We start from the raw sequence: 17334 nt of genomic DNA, 5'->3' as shown, positions 1-17334 counted from the left end.
GGGTGCATCGTCCGATGCTGTAAATTATTGCGAATCAATTCGCAATAATTAAATGCCCGACGTTCCATCCGCTTCCTTGCCACCAGGGGCCGGCGCCCCGGCCCGGCTGCTCTCCATCGACGCGCTGCGCGGCCTCGTGATCCTGTTCATGCTGCTGGACCACGTGCGCGAGACCTTCTACCTGCACCACCAGGTGCCCGACCCCATGCTCGTGGCGCAGACGCCGCCGGCGCTGTTCTTCGGCCGCCTGCTGGCGCACCTGTGCGCGCCGGTGTTCGTGTTCCTGACCGGGCTGTCGGCCTTTCTCTATGGTGCGAAGCAGGCGGACGGCCGCGCGGCGGCGTCCTCGTTCCTGTGGAAACGGGGCCTGTTCCTCGTGCTGCTGGAGGTCACGGTCGTCAACTTTGCCTGGACCTTCCAGTTCCCGCCGGCCACCGTGTTCCTGCAGGTGATCTGGGTGATCGGTCTGTCGATGCTGGCGTTGTCGGCGCTGGTGTGGCTGCCGCGCCGGGCGCTGGTCGTGTTGGGCGTGGTGCTGGTGGCGGGGCACAACCTGCTCGACGGCGTGCACTTTCCCGTCGGCCATGTGCTGCACGTGCCCTGGGCCGTGCTGCACGACCGGGGCTGGATCGAGCTGTCCGAGGCCCTGAGGCTGCGCACGTCGTACCCGCTGCTGCCGTGGATCGGCGTGATCGCGCTGGGCTATGTCGCCGGGCCGTGGTTCCTGCCCGGCGCCGATGCGCCGCAGCGCCAGCGGCGGCTGCTGGCGTGGGCCGTGGGCCTGCTCATTGGCTTCGTGGGGCTGCGTGCGCTCGACGTCTACGGCGACAAGCCCTGGGTGGCGGGCGACAGCGCGCTGACGACGGTGATGGCCTTCCTCAACGTCACGAAGTACCCGCCGTCGCTGCTGTTCATCGCGCTGACGCTCGGCGTGGGGCTGTGGCTGCTGCGCCTGTTCGAGCGCCGGCAGGGCGCGGCCTGGCTCGCGCCGCTGGCCGTGTTCGGCGCGGCGCCCATGTTCTTCTATGTGCTGCACCTGTACGTGCTCAAGTTCCTCTACCTGGGGGCCGAGGCGGTCTGGGGTCCCAACCAGGGCCGGCTCTTCGGGTTCGACAGTGTCTGGATGGTGTGGCTGGTCACCGGGGTGCTGGCCTTTGCGCTGTATCCGGCGGTGCGCGCCTTCGCCGCCCTGAAGGCGCGGCGCCGCGACATCGCGTGGCTCAAGTACCTGTGAGCGGCTGGCGATGAGGCGGTTCTGCGGCGCGGCCCTCGCGATGCTGGGCACATCCGCCCTCGCGGCCGAAGGCGACGGCTTCGTCGAGGACACGCGCTGGCACGTGCTCCAGCGCAGCGTGTACGAGCACCGGAGCTACCTGCACGGCGACCGCAGCAACGGCGGGCGCAACGCCACGCTGCCGAAGGCGCGGCGCAGCGACTACGCGCAGGAGTGGGGCTACGGCGTCATGGGCACCCTCGCGTCCGGCTTCACGCCGGGCTGGATCGGCTTCGGCGTGGACGCGCATGCCTCGCTCGCGCGCAGCCTCGACGGCGACGATCTGCGCGTCGGCAAGATCCGCATGCTGCCGGTGGACGGCGCGGGCTACGCGCAGGACGGCATCGCGCGCGGCGGCGTGGCGCTGAAGGCGCGCATCTCCGCCACCGTGCTGACGGTGGGCGAGCAGCGCGTCAAGACGCCGGTCTTCAGCGCGTCCGATTCCCGCCTGCTGCCCGAGACCATGCACGGCTGGCTGCTGACGAGCCGCGAGTTCGACACGCTCACGCTGCAGGCCGGCCGCTTCACCGGGTCGACCGACCGCCATGCGCGCGGCACGAACCACCCGTTGATCGTCAATTACCTCGACCCGAAGTCACCGCGCGGCGACGTGTTCGACTTTGCCGGCGGCACCTGGAAGGGCAGCGCGTCGCTGTCGCTCACGGCCTACGTCGCACGCCTGAAGGACACCTGGCGCACGGGCTACCTGGGCGCCCACTACACGGTGCCGCTCCCGGAGAAGCGCGCGCTGTCCTTCGACCTGCAGGTGTACCGCAGCAAGGACACGGGCCGCGCGCTGGCCGGCCCGGTGGACAACACCACCGCGAGCCTCATGACCAGCTACACCCACGGCCCCCACCGCGTGGGCCTGGGCTGGCAGAAGGTCGCGGGCGACACGCCGTTCGACTACGTGACGCGCGGCGCCGTCTGGCTCGGCAATGCAGCGCAGCTGTCCGACTTCAACGCGCCGCATGAGCGGTCGTGGCAGCTGCGGTACGAAGTGGATGCCGCGCGTTGGGGCGCACCCGGGTTGAGCCTGGGCGCGGCCTACATCCGCGGCAGTGGCATCGACGGCAGCCGGGTGCCGCCGAGCGGAGGCTACGCATGGCTGGGCTACGGGCAGGGCGGCCGGCACTCGGAGCGCGACCTCTGGCTGCGCTACACGGTCCAGCAAGGCAGCGCCAAGGGCCTGGCCTTCCTGCTGCGCTACGGCGAGCACCGCAACAACAAGGCGCAGGCCGAACTCAACACGCGCCAGATCCGCGTCGCGCTGGAGTACCCGATCGGCAACGACTGAGCGGGCGGCGCTGTCAGGGGGCCGTGACGGGCAGCTTCTTCACGAAGGTCGCGGCGGGGTCGAGCGGCTGGCCGTCGCGCGTGCGCAGGTCGATCGGCGCTACCGGCTCACCGTTCTCGCGCTCCAGCAGCACCGAATGCGGCTCGCCGGGCGCGAACAGGTTCGCCTCGCCCCAGTGCCGCAGGCCGACCACCACGGGGAACAGGCCGCGGCCCTTGGCCGTCAGCGCGTACTCCTGGTAGAGCGAGCCGTCCGAGGCCGGCACGAGATCGAACACGCCTTCCTGCACCAGCCACTTCAGCCGGTCGGCCAGGATGTTCTTGGCCACGCCCAGGCTCTGCTGGAACTCGCCGAAGCGCCGCATGCCGTCGAAGGCGTCGCGCACGATCAGCAGCGACCACTGGTCGCCGACGATCTCGAGCGCGCGCGCCATCGGGCAGGCGTCGAACCTCAGACTTTTTCTTCTGGCCATCGTGTGCTTCCTGTGCGTCCCTGGGATGGCGGGATTAGACCGTAGCGCTGGATTGGTTGCAAATTAAAACCGATGCGACTAGCATCCGCATGGTTTTAATTTGAAACCTGAAATGGCCATGACCCTCCCGACCCCCGCTCCCCATGACATTCCCTCCGGCGGCGACGCCGTACCCGGCCTGCGCGCCAGCCCCGTGCGCGTGGCCGTCGTGCAGTTCGACCCGCAGGTCGGCGTCGAGAACCTCGCGCGCAACGCCGCCGCGGTGCGCGCACAACTCGAAGCGGCGGTGACCGGCGGCGCGCAGCTCATCGTGCTGCCCGAGCTGGCGACCACCGGCTACTGCTTCAACGGCCGCGCCGAGGCCTTCGCGCATGCCGAGCCCGTGCCGCACGGCCCCACGGTGCAGGGCTGGGTCGCGTTCGCGGCGCAGCACGGCGTGTACCTCGTCGGCTGCCTGGCCGAGCAGGACGGCATGCAGCTGTTCGACACGGCCGTGCTCGTCGGCCCCGAGGGCTACATCGGCCGCTACCGCAAGACCCACCTGTGGAACAACGAGAAGCTGTGGTTCACGCCCGGCAACGAGGGCTACCCGGTGTTCGAGACGAAGATCGGCCGCATCGGCCTGCTCGTGTGCTGGGACATCTGGTTTCCCGAGGTGCCGCGCATCGTGGCGCAGCAGGGCGCCGACATCATTTGCGTGCCCACGGGCTGGGTCTGGACGCCGCCTCCGCTGTACGACGCCAGCGGCGTGTGCATGGCGGCCTACCTGACGATGACGGCTGCGCACGCCAACAACGTCTTCATCGCCACCGCCGACCGCGTGGGGCAGGAGCGCGGCACGGGCTTCATGGGCAACTCGCTGATCGCGGGCACGAACGGCTGGCCGATGGGGCGCATCGCCGGGCCCGAGGAAGAGACGATCCTCTATGCCGACGTCGACCTGGGCGCCGCGCGCTCCGCGCCGATCTGGACGCCGCTCAACGACCTGCACCGCGACCGGCGAACCGATCTGTACGACGCGATGCTGGGCTATCGGGGGGCGCAGGCACTGCCGCGCTGAGTCGGGCAAAGCGGACGATCATCCAGGGGCCGAGCAGCGCCCCGAGTCCGACCGAGCTCCACGCTGCGACCCACGCGTAGGTGCTGCCGAAACCGAACTGCGCCTGCCCCCAGTCGAGCGCCAGCCCGAACACCCAGGGGCTGAGCGCGCCCGCGCCGAAGCCCATCACCGAGCGCACCGAGAACGCCACGCCGAGCCGGTGCGGCGCCACCACGTCGGCCAGCGCGGTCGAGTAGACCGACGAATCGGCGATGGCCAGCAGGTTGTACAGCGCCGCCATCGCGGCCAGCGCCCACAGCGGCCAGGTCCACATCCAGCCGAAGGCGAACGACAGGCTCAGGCTCGCGAGGGTGGCGATCATCATCACGCGCGCGCGGCCCAGCCGGTCGGAGGCCGCGCCGCCCACCACGCTGCCGAACACGCTCACGAGGTGCGCGAACGCCGCCAGCGCGATGCCCGCCGCCGGCCATGCGCTCGCGCCGCCGCGCGACGAGGCCATGAGGTAGGCGGGCAGCCAGGCCCACAGCGCCATGAGCTCCCAGCAGTGGAAGGCGTAGGCCCAGTTGCCGGCCATCGCGGGCCGGTCGCGCACGGTTGCGTTCAGCGCCTGCAGCACGCCTTCGTGCGGCGCACCGGCGACCCGTGGCGCAGGCGGCGCCATGCGCCGCAGCGCGAGCTGGGCCAGCAGCACGCCCGCCACCGTGCAGCCTGCGGCCACCAGCAGCCCGGTGCGCCAGTGCGTCACCACGCTGAACCCCGCCACCACCGCGAGCGACAGCGCATAGCCCATCGACGCCGCACCGAGGAACAGCCCCATCGCGCGCCCGCGCACCGCGGGCCCGGCGTTGAGCGACAGCAGCTGCAGCCCCGGCGTGTACGAGGCGCCCGCGCACAGCCCCGCCAGGCCGTACAGCAGCAGCGCCGAGCGGTGGTCGTGCGCGAAGAGGGCGAAGGCCAGCGAGGCGGCCGCGCCGATCACGCCGCCGACCGCGAAGATGCGGTGCGGGCCGAAGCGGTCGGCCAGCAGGCCCACGGCGAACAGCGAGCTCATGTAGCCCACGTGCCAGGCGCTCTGGATCGAGCCGGCCTGCGCGGCCGTCATCTGCCAATCGTCGCGCATGAACGGCAGCACGCCCGAGTAGGCCGTGACGATCATCCCCTGCAGCAGGCGGCTCGCGCACAGCAGCGCGAGCCATCCGCGCTGCGGCGACGCTGGGGTGTGGTCAGCGCAGTGCACGCTGCATCAGCACGGTGTCGACCCACTGGCCGAACTTGAAGCCGACGTTGCGCAGCACGCCGACCGTCTCGAAGCCCAGGCGCGCATGCAGCCGCTGCGAGCCCGCGTTGCCGCTGTGGCCGATGCACGCGACCATCTGCGTGAAGCCTGCCTCGGTGCAGCGGTGGATCACCGCCTGCAGCAGCGCCGTGCCGATGCCGTGGCCGTGCATGTCGGGCGCGACGTAGATCGAGTCTTCCACCGTGTGCCGGTAGGCCGAGCGCGCGCGGTAGGGGCCGGCGTAGGCGTAGCCGGCCACCTCGCCATCCTTCAGGGCCACGAGGTAGGGCAGGCCGCGTTCCTGCACGTCGATGCGGCGCGCCTGCATCTGCGCGACGGGGGGCACTTCTTCTTCGAACGAGCACAGGTCGTGCTGCACGTAGTGGCTGTAGATGGCCTGCACGCGGGCCATGTGGTGGGGCTCGGCATCGGCGATGTCGAGCGCGGTGAAAGCAAGGGTGGGGGAGGACATGACTCGATCTTGACGAGCCAGGATCGATAAGTGAAGCTTGGTCAACCTATGCAGCGCATAAGGAATACTTTGGAAAAGAACCTCAACCTCGACCAGCTCGCCACCTTCGCCCTGGTGATCGACACCGGCAGCTTCTCCGCCGCGGCCGACCGGCTCGGCCTGTCGCAGCCGGCCGTGAGCCTGCAGGTGCGCCAGCTCGAACGCCGGCTCGCCGTTCGGCTCATCGAGCGCGTCGGCAAGCGCGCGCGGGCCACGCCGGCCGGTGCGGAGCTGCTGCGCCATGTGCCGCAGATCGAGGCCGCGGTCGAGAACGCCATCGACGCGCTGGCCGACCACGCGCGCGGCGTGACGGGTCGCGTGCGGCTGGGCACGGGCGCCACGGCCTGCCTGTACTTCCTGCCCGCGGTGCTGCGCCAGCTGCGCGAGGCGTTCCCGGCGCTCAGCGTGGTGGTGAGCACGGGCAACACCGACGAGCACGTGCGCAAGGTGGAAGACAACAGCATCGACCTCGCGTTGGTCACGTTGCCCGCCGCCGGGCGTTCGCTGAGCGTGATCCCGGTGTGCGACGACGAGTTCGTCGCCATCGGCCGCGCCGACCTCGCGCCGCTCAAGGCCCGCGTGACGCCGGCCGACCTGGCGACGCTGCCGCTGGTGCTGTTCGAGCCCGCGGCCAACACGCGCAAGCTGGTCGATCGCTGGTTCGCCGCCGAAGGCCTGCAGCCGCAACCCGTGATGGAGCTGGGCAGCGTCGAGGCGATGAAGGAGATGGTGGCCGCGGGGCTGGGCTACGGCCTGGTGCCCGGCATGTCGATGGCGGGGCGCGGCGCCCACCCGGCGCTGAAGGCCAGCCGCCTGGCCCCGCGCATGCACCGCACGCTGGCGGTGGTGATCCGTCGTGACAAGCCGCTCAACAAGGCGCTGCGCACGGTGCTCGAGGCGATCGTGGCGGCCGGCAAAAAGCCCGGCCGCCGTTGAAGGTACTTACTCCGGAATGGCCGCCAGCGGCGCCGCACCGCCGCGTGCGCGGCCCAGCGTACCGACGATGAGCGCGGCGATCAGCACCAGCACGCCGCTGAGCACCATCGTGGGCGAGATGCCGCGGCTGTCGACCATCAGGCCGCCGATCAGCGCGCCCGAGGCGATCGCCACCTGGAAGCCCGTCACCAGCAGGGCCTGGCCGGCTTCCTGCGCGTCGGGCACGGCTTCCATCATCCAGCCGGTGAGCGCCACCGGGATCAGGCCGAAGGCCACGCCCCAGATCACCACCACCACCGCGCCAGCCACCATGCCGGTGCCGATCAGCGTCGACAGCAGCAGCGCCGTGGCCAGCATCAGCGCCGCCAGCAAGGTGGTGCCGCGCACGCTGCGCGCCACCAGGCTGCCGCCCAGGAAGGTGCCGATGAAGCCCACCGCGCCGTAGACCAGCAGCAGCGTCGAGACCGCGTTGGCCTGCAGGCCGAACACCTGCTGCAGCAGCGGCTTCAGGTAGGTGTAGGCCGCGAAGTGGCCGGCAATGAAGAACAGCACCGCGAGCAGGCCGACCTGCGCCATGCGGCGCGTGAGCGGCGTGAGCAGGTCGCGCGCGCCGATGGCGCGTTGCGGCGGAATCGCGGGCAGCAGCCACAGCTGCACCAGCAGCACCGCCGCGGCCAGCGCGCCGGTCACGGCGAACGAGGCGCGCCAGCCGAACATCGTGCCCAGCCACGAGCCCGCGGGCACGCCGAGCACCGTGGCGGCCGACACACCGGCCAGCACGAGCGACATGGCGCGCGCCTTCGAGGCGTCGGGCACCAGCTGCGTGGCGGCGGCGGGCGCGAAGGTCCAGAAGCCGCCCACGGCCAGGCCGAGCATCAGGCGTGCGACCAGCATGGTCGTGAAGTTGGGCGCGAACGCGGCCAGCAGGTTCGAGGCGATCAGCAGCAGCGTGAGCGCGATCAGCACCGTGCGCCGGTCGAGCCGGCCCGAGGCGACGATCAGCGCCGGCCCGGCGAAGGCGGCGAGCACGCCCGGCATGGTGATCATCAGGCCGGCCGTGCCGTCGGACACGTTCAGGCCGCGCGCGATGTCGGTGAGCAGGCCGATGGGCATGAACTCGGTCGACACCATCGCGAAGGTGCCGACGGCGATGGAGCCGACCGCGAGCCACGCGGAGCGGGTGGGGGCGGCCACGGCGTCGCGCGCGGGCGCCGCCAGGTCGTCGATGCAGGGGGTGCTGCCGGAAGAATTCATCATGGAGATGCAGTCCTTGAACGCATCGGCGATGAAGACGCCAATGCCGGTGAGGGGGCATTGGAGTGTGCGAGCCGGCCGCCTTGCGACCAAGGGGCGATGGAGCAGTAGACAGTTTCCCTGTGGCGAACAATCGCCCCCGTTGCTGCCTGAAGCCGCCCGGGGAAGCGGCAATGGCGCCTTTCGCCATCACCGTTTTCTGCGTTGCCGGGATTAAGTGTGGGCAGGGCGCAACTGCAGCGCCTGTCCATCGGCCACGAACGATTCGTCGACCAGCACGCGGAAGGCCGTGCCCTGCGCGAACTTCGGCTGTGCGACGGCCGGCGAGAGAAATTCGATGTCGAGCGCGACCGGCGTGCCGCGCGCGAGCGAGGTGCCCTGCGGCACGCGCCAGCGCGCCGAGAAGCCTTCGGTGTCGAGCACCAGCGCGCCCCGGTATTCGCCGGGGCCCAGCGGCACGTCCTGCGCCGGCACCGAGGGGCGGCGGAAGGTGAGTTCCACGGCCAGGTGCGGCGTGAACTCGGGCAGCGCGTCGAAGCCCGCGGGCGGGGCCTGCTTGGGCGTGCGGCGCGGCAGCTTGCCGATGAGCCACCCGATCACGTTGCCGATGATCGGCACCCACAGCACCATCAGCAGCGTGGCGATGTCGCGCGTGGTGGTGCCGGGCGCCGCGTAGTGCCGCACGACGCCGCCGCCCACGGCCACGCACAGGAGGATCAGGACGATGACGCGTCGACGGAACTGGATTTTGGTCATGAATGCGCGGGGTGAAAGCGGGTCCGGACCATAACCTACGCCGTCATCTGCCCCTTGCCTGCCGCTTGAGCGACCCGCAGCACCGCATCCGCCGGCAGCGCCTGCCAGTCGATCCATTCGCCCACCGCCACGTGGTGCGTCGGCGCGGCGGCGCCTTCGACGGTGCCCCATTGCAGCGTCAGCCGGTGCGTGCCGAGCCGCAGCGCGAGCTCGAAGCCCGGCCAGTGCGCAGGCACATGCGGCGTCATCGACAGCTGCCTGCCCTTCACGTTCAGGCCCAGCAAGGTCTCGACGGCCGCGCGGTGCAGCCATGCGGCCGAGCCGGTGTACCAGCTCCAGCCGCCCCGGCCCACATACGGCGCGGCGCCATAGACATCGCCCGCCATCACATAGGGCTCCAGCTCGTAGACCGGACCGCGCGCGGGGTGCTGCGAACGGTGGGCCGGACTCAGGCCTTCGAAGCTTTGCCACGCCGCTTCATGGTCGCCCTGCAGCGCCTGCGCCATCAGCGCCCACACGGCGCCGTGCGAGTACTGGCCGCCGTTCTCGCGCACGCCCGGCGGATAGGCCTGGATGTAGCCCGGGTTGGGGGTCGACTGGGCAAACGGCGGCGCCAGCAGCCGCAGCAGGCCGGCCGGCTCGTCGTGCAGGTGCTTGCCGATGGCGGCCATGGCCGGGCCGGTGTGGGCCGCGGCCGAGGCGCCCGACAGCACCGACCAGGCCTGTGCGATCAGGTCGATGCGGCACTCGCTGTTGATCGACGAGCCCAGCGGCGCGCCGTTGTCGAAGAAGGCGCGGCGGAACCAGGCGCCGTCCCAGCCGGCGTCGTGCAGCGCGGCGATCCAGCCCGTGCGCGCTTTTCGGTCCAGCGCGCGGCGCGTTCGTGTTCGCCGCGCGCCTGCGCGAGGGGCGCGAAGCGCTCGACCACGCTGCACAGGAACCACGCGAGCCACACCGATTCGCCGCGGCCCTCGTGGCCGACGCGGTTCATGCCGTCGTTCCAGTCGCCGGTGCCCATCAGCGGCAGGCCGTGCACGCCGGTCTTCAGGCTGCGGTCGATGGCGCGCGCGCCATGGTCGAACACGGTGGCCATGCGGCCGCTGTTCTGCGGCGCGTAGTAGGCGTCTTCGGCGCCCTCGGGAATGCCGGGGCCTTCGATGAAGCCGACCATTTCGTCGAGCAGCGAGGCATCGCCCGTCACCTCGACGTAGTGCGCCGACGTGTACGGCAGCCACAGCAGGTCATCCGAGAAATGCGTGCGCACGCCGGCGCCGCCGGGCATGTGCCACCAGTGCTGCACGTCGCCTTCGGGGAACTGGCGCGCCGCGTTCACGAGGATCTGCGCGCGCAGGCGCGGCGGATCGGTGAGCGCGAAGGCCATCGCGTCCTGCAGCTGGTCGCGAAAACCGAAGGCGCCGCCGGCCTGGTAGAAGCCGGCCTTCGACCAGAGCCGGCAGGCCAGCGTCTGGTACACGAGCCAGCGGTTGACCAGCGCATCGAACAGCGGGTCGGGCGTGCGCACCTGCAGGCGGCCCAGCAGCTCGTCCCAGAAGCCGCGCACCTGCGCCAGCGCCTCGGGCACGTCGCGCTGCCGCCAGCGGCGCGCAAGCTCGAGCGCGGCATCGGCATTGCCCGCATGGCCCAGCACGAAGCTGAAGCGCGCGGTCTCCCCCGATGCGACGACGAATTCACCGCCGAGGGCCGCGCAGGCATCGAGCCCGCTGCCCGCGCGCCGCGCCAGCGTGTCGGGCACTTCGACGATGCCGCGGCCGGCGAAGAATTCGCTGCGGTCGCAGGTCCATTGCGTGGCCCCGGTCGTCGCGCCTTGCAGGCCGGCGAGCAGCAGGAAAGCCGCGCTGCCGCCGAAGCCCGCGCTCGATTCGCGCTGCTGGCCGAACACGGCCGGCTGGTCTTCGGGCTTCCAGCAATGCACGGTGCGCCGTTCGCCGCGCGCGGCGCCCAGTTGCCACTCGACCATCGCGAGCGCGCGCAGGCGGCGCTGGCCGGCGCCTTCGTTGCGCACGCGCACATGCACCAGCTTGACGGCCTCGTCGCGGTCCGCGAAGAAGGTGGTTTCGAGCACGAGGCTGCCCTGGCGGCATTCGAAGACGGTGTAGCCCTGGCCGTGCCGCACGCGGTGGCCGGTGGCGCCATCGCTGCCACCGGCGGGCGTGAGCGGCAGCATCTCGCGCGTCGCGACGTCCTGCAGCAGGTAGTGCTCGAAGGCCGGGTCCTGCACCGGGTCGTTCGACCACGGCGTGACCTGGTGCATGCGGCTGTTGCCGGCCCAGGTGTAGCCGGTGCCCCATTCGGACACCTGGAAGCCGAAGGTGGCGTTGGCGATCACGTTGATCCACGGGCGCGGCGTGCGGCGGTCGGGGCCGACCTCGAAGCGGAACTCGCCACTCTCGGCATCGAAGTCCCCGGTGGGGGCCGTGTGGGTCGGCGAGGTTGCCTGCCGCGTCAACAGCGGCGTGCGGTGCTGCACCGGTGCGCTGCTGTCGTCCGCAATCGTCGGGCTGCGTGCCTCATGCAATGCCGCCACCTGCACTTCGAGCGCGCGGCCGTCGGCCGTGAACACCACGCGTGCCAGGCTGGAGAGCGCGGCCTTTTCCGAAGGCACCACGTCCTGGTTGCGCAGCAGGTAGAAACCGGCGGTGTCGTTGCGCGGAAAGCTGTTCTGCGTCTGCTGTGCGACGCGCGTGCGCAGCATCTCGATCTCGCGCTGCAGCGGCATGAGGTACGAGTTGGGTTCGCTGTTGAGCACCACGAGGTCGCAGGCCACGCCGCCGAAGCCCCACCACGGCTGCGCGCGCAGCAGCGTGTTGATCAGGCCCATGCCGTTCATCGAGTGGATGTAGACCAGCACGATGGGCTTGTCGCCCGAGATGCCGAAGCGCCAGATCTGGCGCAGGTCGATCAGCCCGCGGTCGCGCATCACGCGCGGCGTGGTGTAGGTGAGGATGGTCGTCAGGTCCTGCAGCGCCAGGTTCTGCGCGGGCGCGATGCTCAGGTCGCGCAGCCGCACCTGCGCCAGCGTGGCGGCCATGCGGGTGGCGCGCTCCACGTGCATGGGCTGCAGGTAGCGGTCGATGCAGGGCATCAGCGCCTCGATGCTCTCGTCGGCGGCGGTGGCGAAGCTCAGGCGCGCGGTGGTGCCCGGCGCGATCGACAGGCGCACGCGCAGGCAGGCGATGGGGTCCAGGCCGTTCACCTGCTTGCCCTGGGCCGTGAGCGGTTGCGGGTCGAGCGCAGGGTCGGCCAGCGTGCGGTTGCGGCCGATGAAGGCGCGCCGGTCGGTCATGCAGTCGATCGACAGCACGTTGGCATCGACCGAGGCCACGAAGTGCACCGCGGCCACCACCGCATCGCCATGCAGGCGCGGCTTGCGCGACAGCAGCAGCGCGCGCCATGCCGGTTCCCAGCGCGATTCGACGAACAGGTTGGCAAAGGCCGGATGCGCCTCGTCGGCCTTGGGGTTCGACAGCACCGGCTCGAAGTAGGAGACGAGTTCGAGCGTGCGCGTTTCGTCGCCGCTGTTGTGCAGCGTGATGTTGCGCAACTCGGTGTCGTCCTCGGGGCTGATGAGCACCGTGGTGCGCACCTGCAGCCCGGGGCCGGTCGCATCGAACTGCACCTGGTCGGCCAGGAAGCGGGTGCGGTAGTGCCAGTCGGCGCCGGGCGCGGGCAGGGCGGTGAGCGAGGTGAGCTCGGCCTGACCTCCGTCTTTTTCGATATCGCGCACATAGAAGAAAGTGCCGTAGCTGTCGCGCAGCGGATCGTCGCGCCAGCGTGTCACGTTGAACGCGCGCCAGCGGCTCACGCCCGCGCCGTTGGCCCGCAGCGCCACCGTGTAGCGGCCGTTCGACAGCAGGTGCGTGGGCTGGAAGCCCGGCCCTGTCGGGTCGACCACGCGCGGCTGGAACAGCGGCGCCAGCTCGGCCTGGCTGGGCTCGGGCGGCGTGCGCGGGTCGGCGCTGCCGATGATCTGGCGCGGCGTGCGCTCGTGCAGCAGCGACTCGTGCGCCTGCACCAGCGCCGCGCTGCCGAACCAGCGGCGCGGCGCGTCGTCGCGCAGCACGTTGCACAGCGCCACCAGCGACATGCCCTGGTGGTGCGCCATGAAGTTGCGCACCACGGTGAAGTCCTGGCCCTCGGCCTGGCGCGAGGTGGTGAAGTCGATCGCGTCGTGAAACCCGAACGCGCCACGCGCGCCGAGCGATTCGAGCAACTCGAGGTTGCGCACCGCCGCTTCGGGCGCGAACGGCGCGGCCATCAGGCTGGCGTAGGGCGCCACCACGCGGTCGGTCGGTGGCGTGCGCCGCAGGGCCAGGCGCGGCACGCCGAAGGGCGAGTACTGGTACGCCAGCGAATGGTCTTGCGCGAAGTAGGCCGACTCGGACACGCCCCACGGCATGTTCTGCGCGCGGCCGAAGGCCTGCTGCTCGGCGATGGCCGCGGCGTTGGCCACCTGCAGCAGGCCGTCGGTGGGCTCGGTCATCACGAGCGCGGGCATGAGGTACTCGAACATCGAGCCCGACCATGATTTCAGGCTGGGCTGGAAGCCCACCAGCAGGAACGGGCGGCCCAGCGCCATCCAGTGGCGGCGCGGCACGTCGCCCTTCGCAATCGCCAGGAAGCTCAACAGGCGCGACTCGGAGGCCAGCAGGTCGTAGTAGCTCGCGTCGAGCACGTTCTCCTCGACGCGCAGGCCGATGTGGAACAGGTGGCGCTTGGCGTCGTAGAGGCCGCTGAAATCCATGCCGTCGTGCAGCGCGCCGCAGCGTCGGGCCAGTGCTTCCAGTGCGGGGGCTTCATGGGGCTGGCAGCTTGCGTCCGCCGCGAAGGCGCGGCAGGCCTGTGCCACGGCCACGAGGTGGCCCGCGAAGTTGCCGCTGTCCACGCTGGACACATAGTCGGGCGGCAGCGGCTTCAGCGTCTGCGTGTCGTACCAGTTGAACAGGTGGCCGTTGTGCTTGTGCATGCGGTCGACGGTGTCGAGCGTGGCCGTGAGGCGCGCCAGCAGGGCTTCTGTGTCGATCCATCCGAACTCGCGTGCACAGCAGGTGGCCAGCAGGTACATGCCGATGTTGGTCGGCGAGGTGCGGTGCGCGAGGGTCGGCTGCGGTTCGAGCTGCAGGTTGTCAGGCGGCAGGTGGTGGTCGCCCGGGCCGACCACGTGCTCGAAGAAGCGCCAGGTGTCGTGCGCCAGCGTCTCGAGGTAGCTGCGTTGCGCGGGCGCGAGCGGGTCCTCGGCTTGCGTATCGACACGGCTGCCCCACCAGGCTGCGATGGGCGCCAGCGACCACAGCACGAAGAGCAGGGGGCCGAGCACCGGCCAGGCGCTCCAGTTGGCGAGCACGGCCAGCACCAGGCACACCGCGCTGCTCAGGGCCGCGCTGCGCACGAAGGGCTTCAGGCGCTGGCTCGATTGCGCCTGCGCCTGGTCGGCCGTCGTCCACTGCAGCAGGTGCCTGCGGCTCACGACCAGCCGCCAGGTGGCGAGGAAGGCCGCGTCGAGCAGCAGGCGCGTCTGCGCCGCCAGCTGCACGAACTGCCAGGCCGCGCCGGCCAGGGCGCGCAGCAGCTCGACCGCGCCTGCGTCGAAGAAGTGGCGCAGCTCGATGGCGCGGCGTGTCGGCACCAGGCCGGCCAGCGCGCCCAGCAGCGGGCCCAGCGTGAGCGCCGCACCGACGGCGGCCAGCGCCCAGCCCAGCGGCATGGCCTGCGTGAAGATCACCAGCACCAGCAGCGCGAAAGACGCCGGCACCACCAGCGACCGGCGCAGGTTGTCGCTCATCTTCCACAGGCCCAGCGCGTCGATGCCGAAACGGCGCGCGCGCCACATCAGCGGCAGCAGCTGCCAGTCGCCGCGCACCCAGCGGTGCACGCGCGAGGCGGCCACGCCGGCATGGTGCGGGTGGTCTTCGACCAGCACCACGTCGCTGACCATCGCGCAGCGCGCGACGCTGCCTTCGAGCAGGTCGTGGCTCAGCACGGCGCTGTCGGGCAGGCGGTCGTTCAGCGTGGCGTGCACCGCGCGCACGTTGAGCAAACCCTTGCCGGTGAAGGAGCCGCTGCCGAACACGTCCTGGTAGATGTCGGACGTGCCGCTGCCGTACGGGTCGAGCCCGCACTGCCCGGCGAACACCCAGTGGAAGAAGGAGCGCTCGCTGCGCATCGGGAACGGCGTGACGATGCGCGGCTGCAGGATGCCGAAGCCCGCGACCACGCGCCGGCTCGGCATGTCGATCTCGGGCGCGTTCAGCGGATGCGCGGCAATCGACACGAGGTCGCGCAGCGCGCCGGGCGGCAGGCCCGTGTCGCTGTCCAGCGTCAGCACATAGGGCGTGCGGCCAGGCGCGAGCTGCTGGCCCGGTGCGAGCGGAAGAAAGCCGCTGGCGTCGCCGCTGGCCAGCAGGCGCATCAGCATTTCGAGCTTGCCGCGCTTGCGCTCCCAACCCATCCAGCGCTGCTCCGTCTCGCTCCAGCTGCGCGGGCGGTGCAGCAGCAGGAAGCGCGGCGCGGCGCCGTCGGCCGGCGGGTACTTGGCGTTGAGCGCGGCGATGCGTTGCTGGGCGTCATCGAGCAAGGGCGCGTCGTCGGGCATCGATGCTTGCGACGCGTCGGCCCAGTCGGTCAGCAGCGCGAACTGCGCGTGCGCCTCTCGGTTGGCGAGCCAGTGCAGTTCGAGCCGGTGCGCGAGCCTGGCGTTGTTCGCGGTCGAACCCAGCATCGTGGGCATGACGACGAGTGCGCGGTGCCGCTCGGGAATGCCGTTCGCGAAATCGAGGCGTGGCAGGGCCTGCACGCGCACCGACTCCGCCATGATGCGTTGCGCCAGCGCAATCAGCGCTTCGGACAGCGGCCATGCGAGCAGCAGCAACGCCGCGACGGCGGTCCAGTCGCCGCGATGCGGCAGGCCGTGCAGCACGGCGGCCAGCAGCAGCGCGGTGCCGAGGGCGACGGACCCCACGTAGACGGGCAGGCGCCAGCCGCGATGGCTGCGCGCGGGGCGTGTGTGCGCGGTGCGTGTGGCCTGGTCCGGCGCTGCGTTCGCCTGCAGCGATGCGATCAGCGCGGGCCGGCCCTGGCCGAAGAGGTAGTAGCCGGCGGTGCCGTCGGCGCGGTCGGTCTCTGCGCCGGCTTCGTCGGCCGGCGCGCTGGAGGCCAGCGTGACCACGGCCTGCGCCACTTCGCGCTCGGGCCGTTCGGTGCTGCGCGCCACCTGCTCCATCGCATGCGTGATCTGCTGGCGCGTGAGTTCGCTCTCGTTCGCAAAGCTCGGCAGTTCGCGCAGCACGCGCAGCGAGCGGCTCACCGGTTCGATGAGGTCGCTCCACTCGACCTGGCCGATCATGCGCAAGGTCGTGATGATGTTGCCGACCGTGAGGTTGGCCGCGGCCTGCGCGTTCTGCGCGTCGCCGATCAGCGCCGGGCCGTTGGGGCAGTGCTGCTCGGTCCAGCGCACCAGCGCGGGCATGTCGTCGCCGTGCTCGACGGGCAGGCGCTGCCACAGCTGCGTGAGGTAGCTGTCCTGCAGGCCGTGGCTCTGCAGCGCGCGGTAGAGCACGTCGAGGTCCTGCACCGAGAGGTGCGGCGCCGCGTCCCAGGCCGCATGCGCGATCTCGCGCGCGACCTTGTTCTCGGCGATGCGCTCGGCCACGCGGCGCAGGTTTTCGAGCAGCACCACGCGCAGGGTGGTGGGCAGCGCCCACAGCTCGCCGAGCATCAGCTCGTCGATGTCCTGGTAGGCGTTGAGGAAGGCCGTGAACAGCGTCTTGTTGAGCACGCTGTCGGTGTGCGCCACATAGGCCCACGCAATGCCGTACACGCGCGGCAGTCCCGCCAGCGGCGGCGTGACGAGCTTGGGCAGGCGCGCGTAGTAGCTGCGCGGCACGCCGTCATGGATCTGCTGGAGTTGCGCCTCGACGAGGTGGAAGTTGTCGAGCAGCCATTCGGCCGCCGGCGACACATAGCGTCCGCTCAGCGAGATCAGCGCGATGTAGTCGAAGGCGGCGCGCAGCGACTCGAGGTTCTCGTCGACCCGCGGAAAGAAGGGCGCGCCTTCGCGCGCGCGGTGGTGCTCGTCTTCCACCACCTGGGCACGGGCCAGGCTGTGGCCGTGCTGTTCGAAACGTTGGGCGCCGAAGAGTTCGGCGCGGATCGGGAGGGCTACCGGGTCGTGCGGACCGAGCAGAAGGGTCCGGGCGTAGTGACTGAGCCCTTGGAGGCGGTCGACGACGGCAGCGGCGCTCAAGTGACCGCGAACAGGCCGATGCCCAACACCACGGCCACGCAGGCCATCGTGACAATGCGGCCCGCAGCGAGCGCGCGCACACGTTGCATGTGGCTTCGCAGCGAGAACCATCGCCCGTGGGCACGTGCACAGTGGTGCATGTGGGAAGCCAGGGCCTCGAAATCGCTGCCGACGAAATCGACATGCGAATGGGAAAGGGACTGCGGGACGGACATTGCAACGGGCTCCTGTGAAACGAC

12 protein-coding genes are annotated in these 17334 nt (G+C 70.9%); 4 read left to right on the top strand and 8 right to left on the bottom strand.

Annotated features, from left to right (window positions below; genetic code table 11):
• Positions 1 to 52: 52 nt before the first annotated feature.
• Together FFI97_RS18020 and FFI97_RS18015 are read left to right on the top strand one after the other, a co-directional pair.
• Complete coding sequence (locus tag FFI97_RS18020; protein WP_139702406.1) at positions 53 to 1234, top strand: DUF1624 domain-containing protein; 1182 nt, start codon at positions 53 to 55, stop codon at positions 1232 to 1234.
• Between the two features lie 40 nt (positions 1235 to 1274).
• Positions 1275 to 2570 carry an OprD family outer membrane porin gene (locus FFI97_RS18015; RefSeq protein WP_139702407.1) on the top strand — a complete coding sequence of 432 codons (1296 nt, stop codon included), beginning with the start codon at positions 1275 to 1277 and terminating at the stop codon, positions 2568 to 2570.
• 13 nt (positions 2571 to 2583) lie between these two features.
• Here the strand turns inward: FFI97_RS18015 and FFI97_RS18010 are convergent, their stop codons facing one another.
• Positions 2584 to 3042 carry a winged helix-turn-helix transcriptional regulator gene (locus FFI97_RS18010; protein ID WP_095746483.1) on the bottom strand — a complete coding sequence of 153 codons (459 nt, stop codon included), beginning with the start codon at positions 3040 to 3042 and terminating at the stop codon, positions 2584 to 2586.
• Between the two features lie 118 nt (positions 3043 to 3160).
• On the opposite strand from FFI97_RS18010, the gene FFI97_RS18005 reads away from it, so the two are divergent.
• Entirely contained in the window at positions 3161 to 4102 is a 942-nt protein-coding gene (locus FFI97_RS18005) for a nitrilase family protein (protein WP_139702408.1), read from the top strand.
• Here FFI97_RS18005 and FFI97_RS18000 read toward each other — a convergent pair.
• Positions 4020 to 5339: an MFS transporter gene (locus tag FFI97_RS18000; protein WP_139702409.1), complete on the bottom strand. Its 1320-nt coding sequence runs from the start codon at positions 5337 to 5339 to the stop codon at positions 4020 to 4022. The two genes, FFI97_RS18005 and FFI97_RS18000, sit on opposite strands and share 83 nt — an antisense overlap.
• A complete protein-coding gene (locus FFI97_RS17995; RefSeq protein WP_139702410.1) occupies positions 5326 to 5850 on the bottom strand; it encodes a GNAT family N-acetyltransferase in 525 nt (174 codons plus the stop codon). Before FFI97_RS17995 ends, FFI97_RS18000 begins: the two co-directional genes overlap by 14 nt.
• A 48-nt stretch (positions 5851 to 5898) precedes the next feature.
• Here FFI97_RS17995 and FFI97_RS17990 point away from each other — a divergent pair, with 48 nt between their 5' ends.
• A complete protein-coding gene (locus FFI97_RS17990; protein WP_139702467.1) occupies positions 5899 to 6825 on the top strand; it encodes a LysR family transcriptional regulator in 927 nt (308 codons plus the stop codon).
• Positions 6826 to 6831: 6 nt separating this feature from the next.
• Here FFI97_RS17990 and FFI97_RS17985 read toward each other — a convergent pair whose 3' ends face one another.
• The 5 genes from FFI97_RS17985 to FFI97_RS17970 all read right to left on the bottom strand — a co-directional run bounded on the left by FFI97_RS17985 (position 6832) and on the right by FFI97_RS17970 (position 17310).
• Entirely contained in the window at positions 6832 to 8082 is a 1251-nt protein-coding gene (locus FFI97_RS17985; protein WP_095949588.1) for an MFS transporter, read from the bottom strand.
• Between the two features lie 210 nt (positions 8083 to 8292).
• Positions 8293 to 8835 carry a hypothetical protein gene (locus tag FFI97_RS17980; protein ID WP_139702411.1) on the bottom strand — a complete coding sequence of 181 codons (543 nt, stop codon included), beginning with the start codon at positions 8833 to 8835 and terminating at the stop codon, positions 8293 to 8295.
• A 35-nt stretch (positions 8836 to 8870) separates the two neighbouring features.
• Positions 8871 to 9668 carry a GH36-type glycosyl hydrolase domain-containing protein gene (locus FFI97_RS33975; RefSeq protein WP_260685146.1) on the bottom strand — a complete coding sequence of 266 codons (798 nt, stop codon included), beginning with the start codon at positions 9666 to 9668 and terminating at the stop codon, positions 8871 to 8873.
• On the bottom strand, positions 9566 to 17095 hold the full coding sequence (locus FFI97_RS17975) for a GH36-type glycosyl hydrolase domain-containing protein (RefSeq protein ID WP_260685043.1): 7530 nt from the start codon (positions 17093 to 17095) through the stop codon (positions 9566 to 9568). The genes FFI97_RS33975 and FFI97_RS17975 overlap by 103 nt, the downstream gene beginning before the upstream one ends.
• Positions 17092 to 17310: a hypothetical protein gene (locus FFI97_RS17970; protein ID WP_070062226.1), complete on the bottom strand. Its 219-nt coding sequence runs from the start codon at positions 17308 to 17310 to the stop codon at positions 17092 to 17094. Before FFI97_RS17970 ends, FFI97_RS17975 begins: the two co-directional genes overlap by 4 nt.
• Between the last annotated feature and the right edge of the window lie 24 nt (positions 17311 to 17334).

Origin of the sequence: Variovorax sp. KBS0712, assembly GCF_006323185.2 — a bacterium.
Classification (GTDB): Bacteria; Pseudomonadota; Gammaproteobacteria; order Burkholderiales; family Burkholderiaceae_C; genus Variovorax; species Variovorax boronicumulans.
This window is presented reverse-complemented; position numbering and strand designations above follow the sequence as displayed.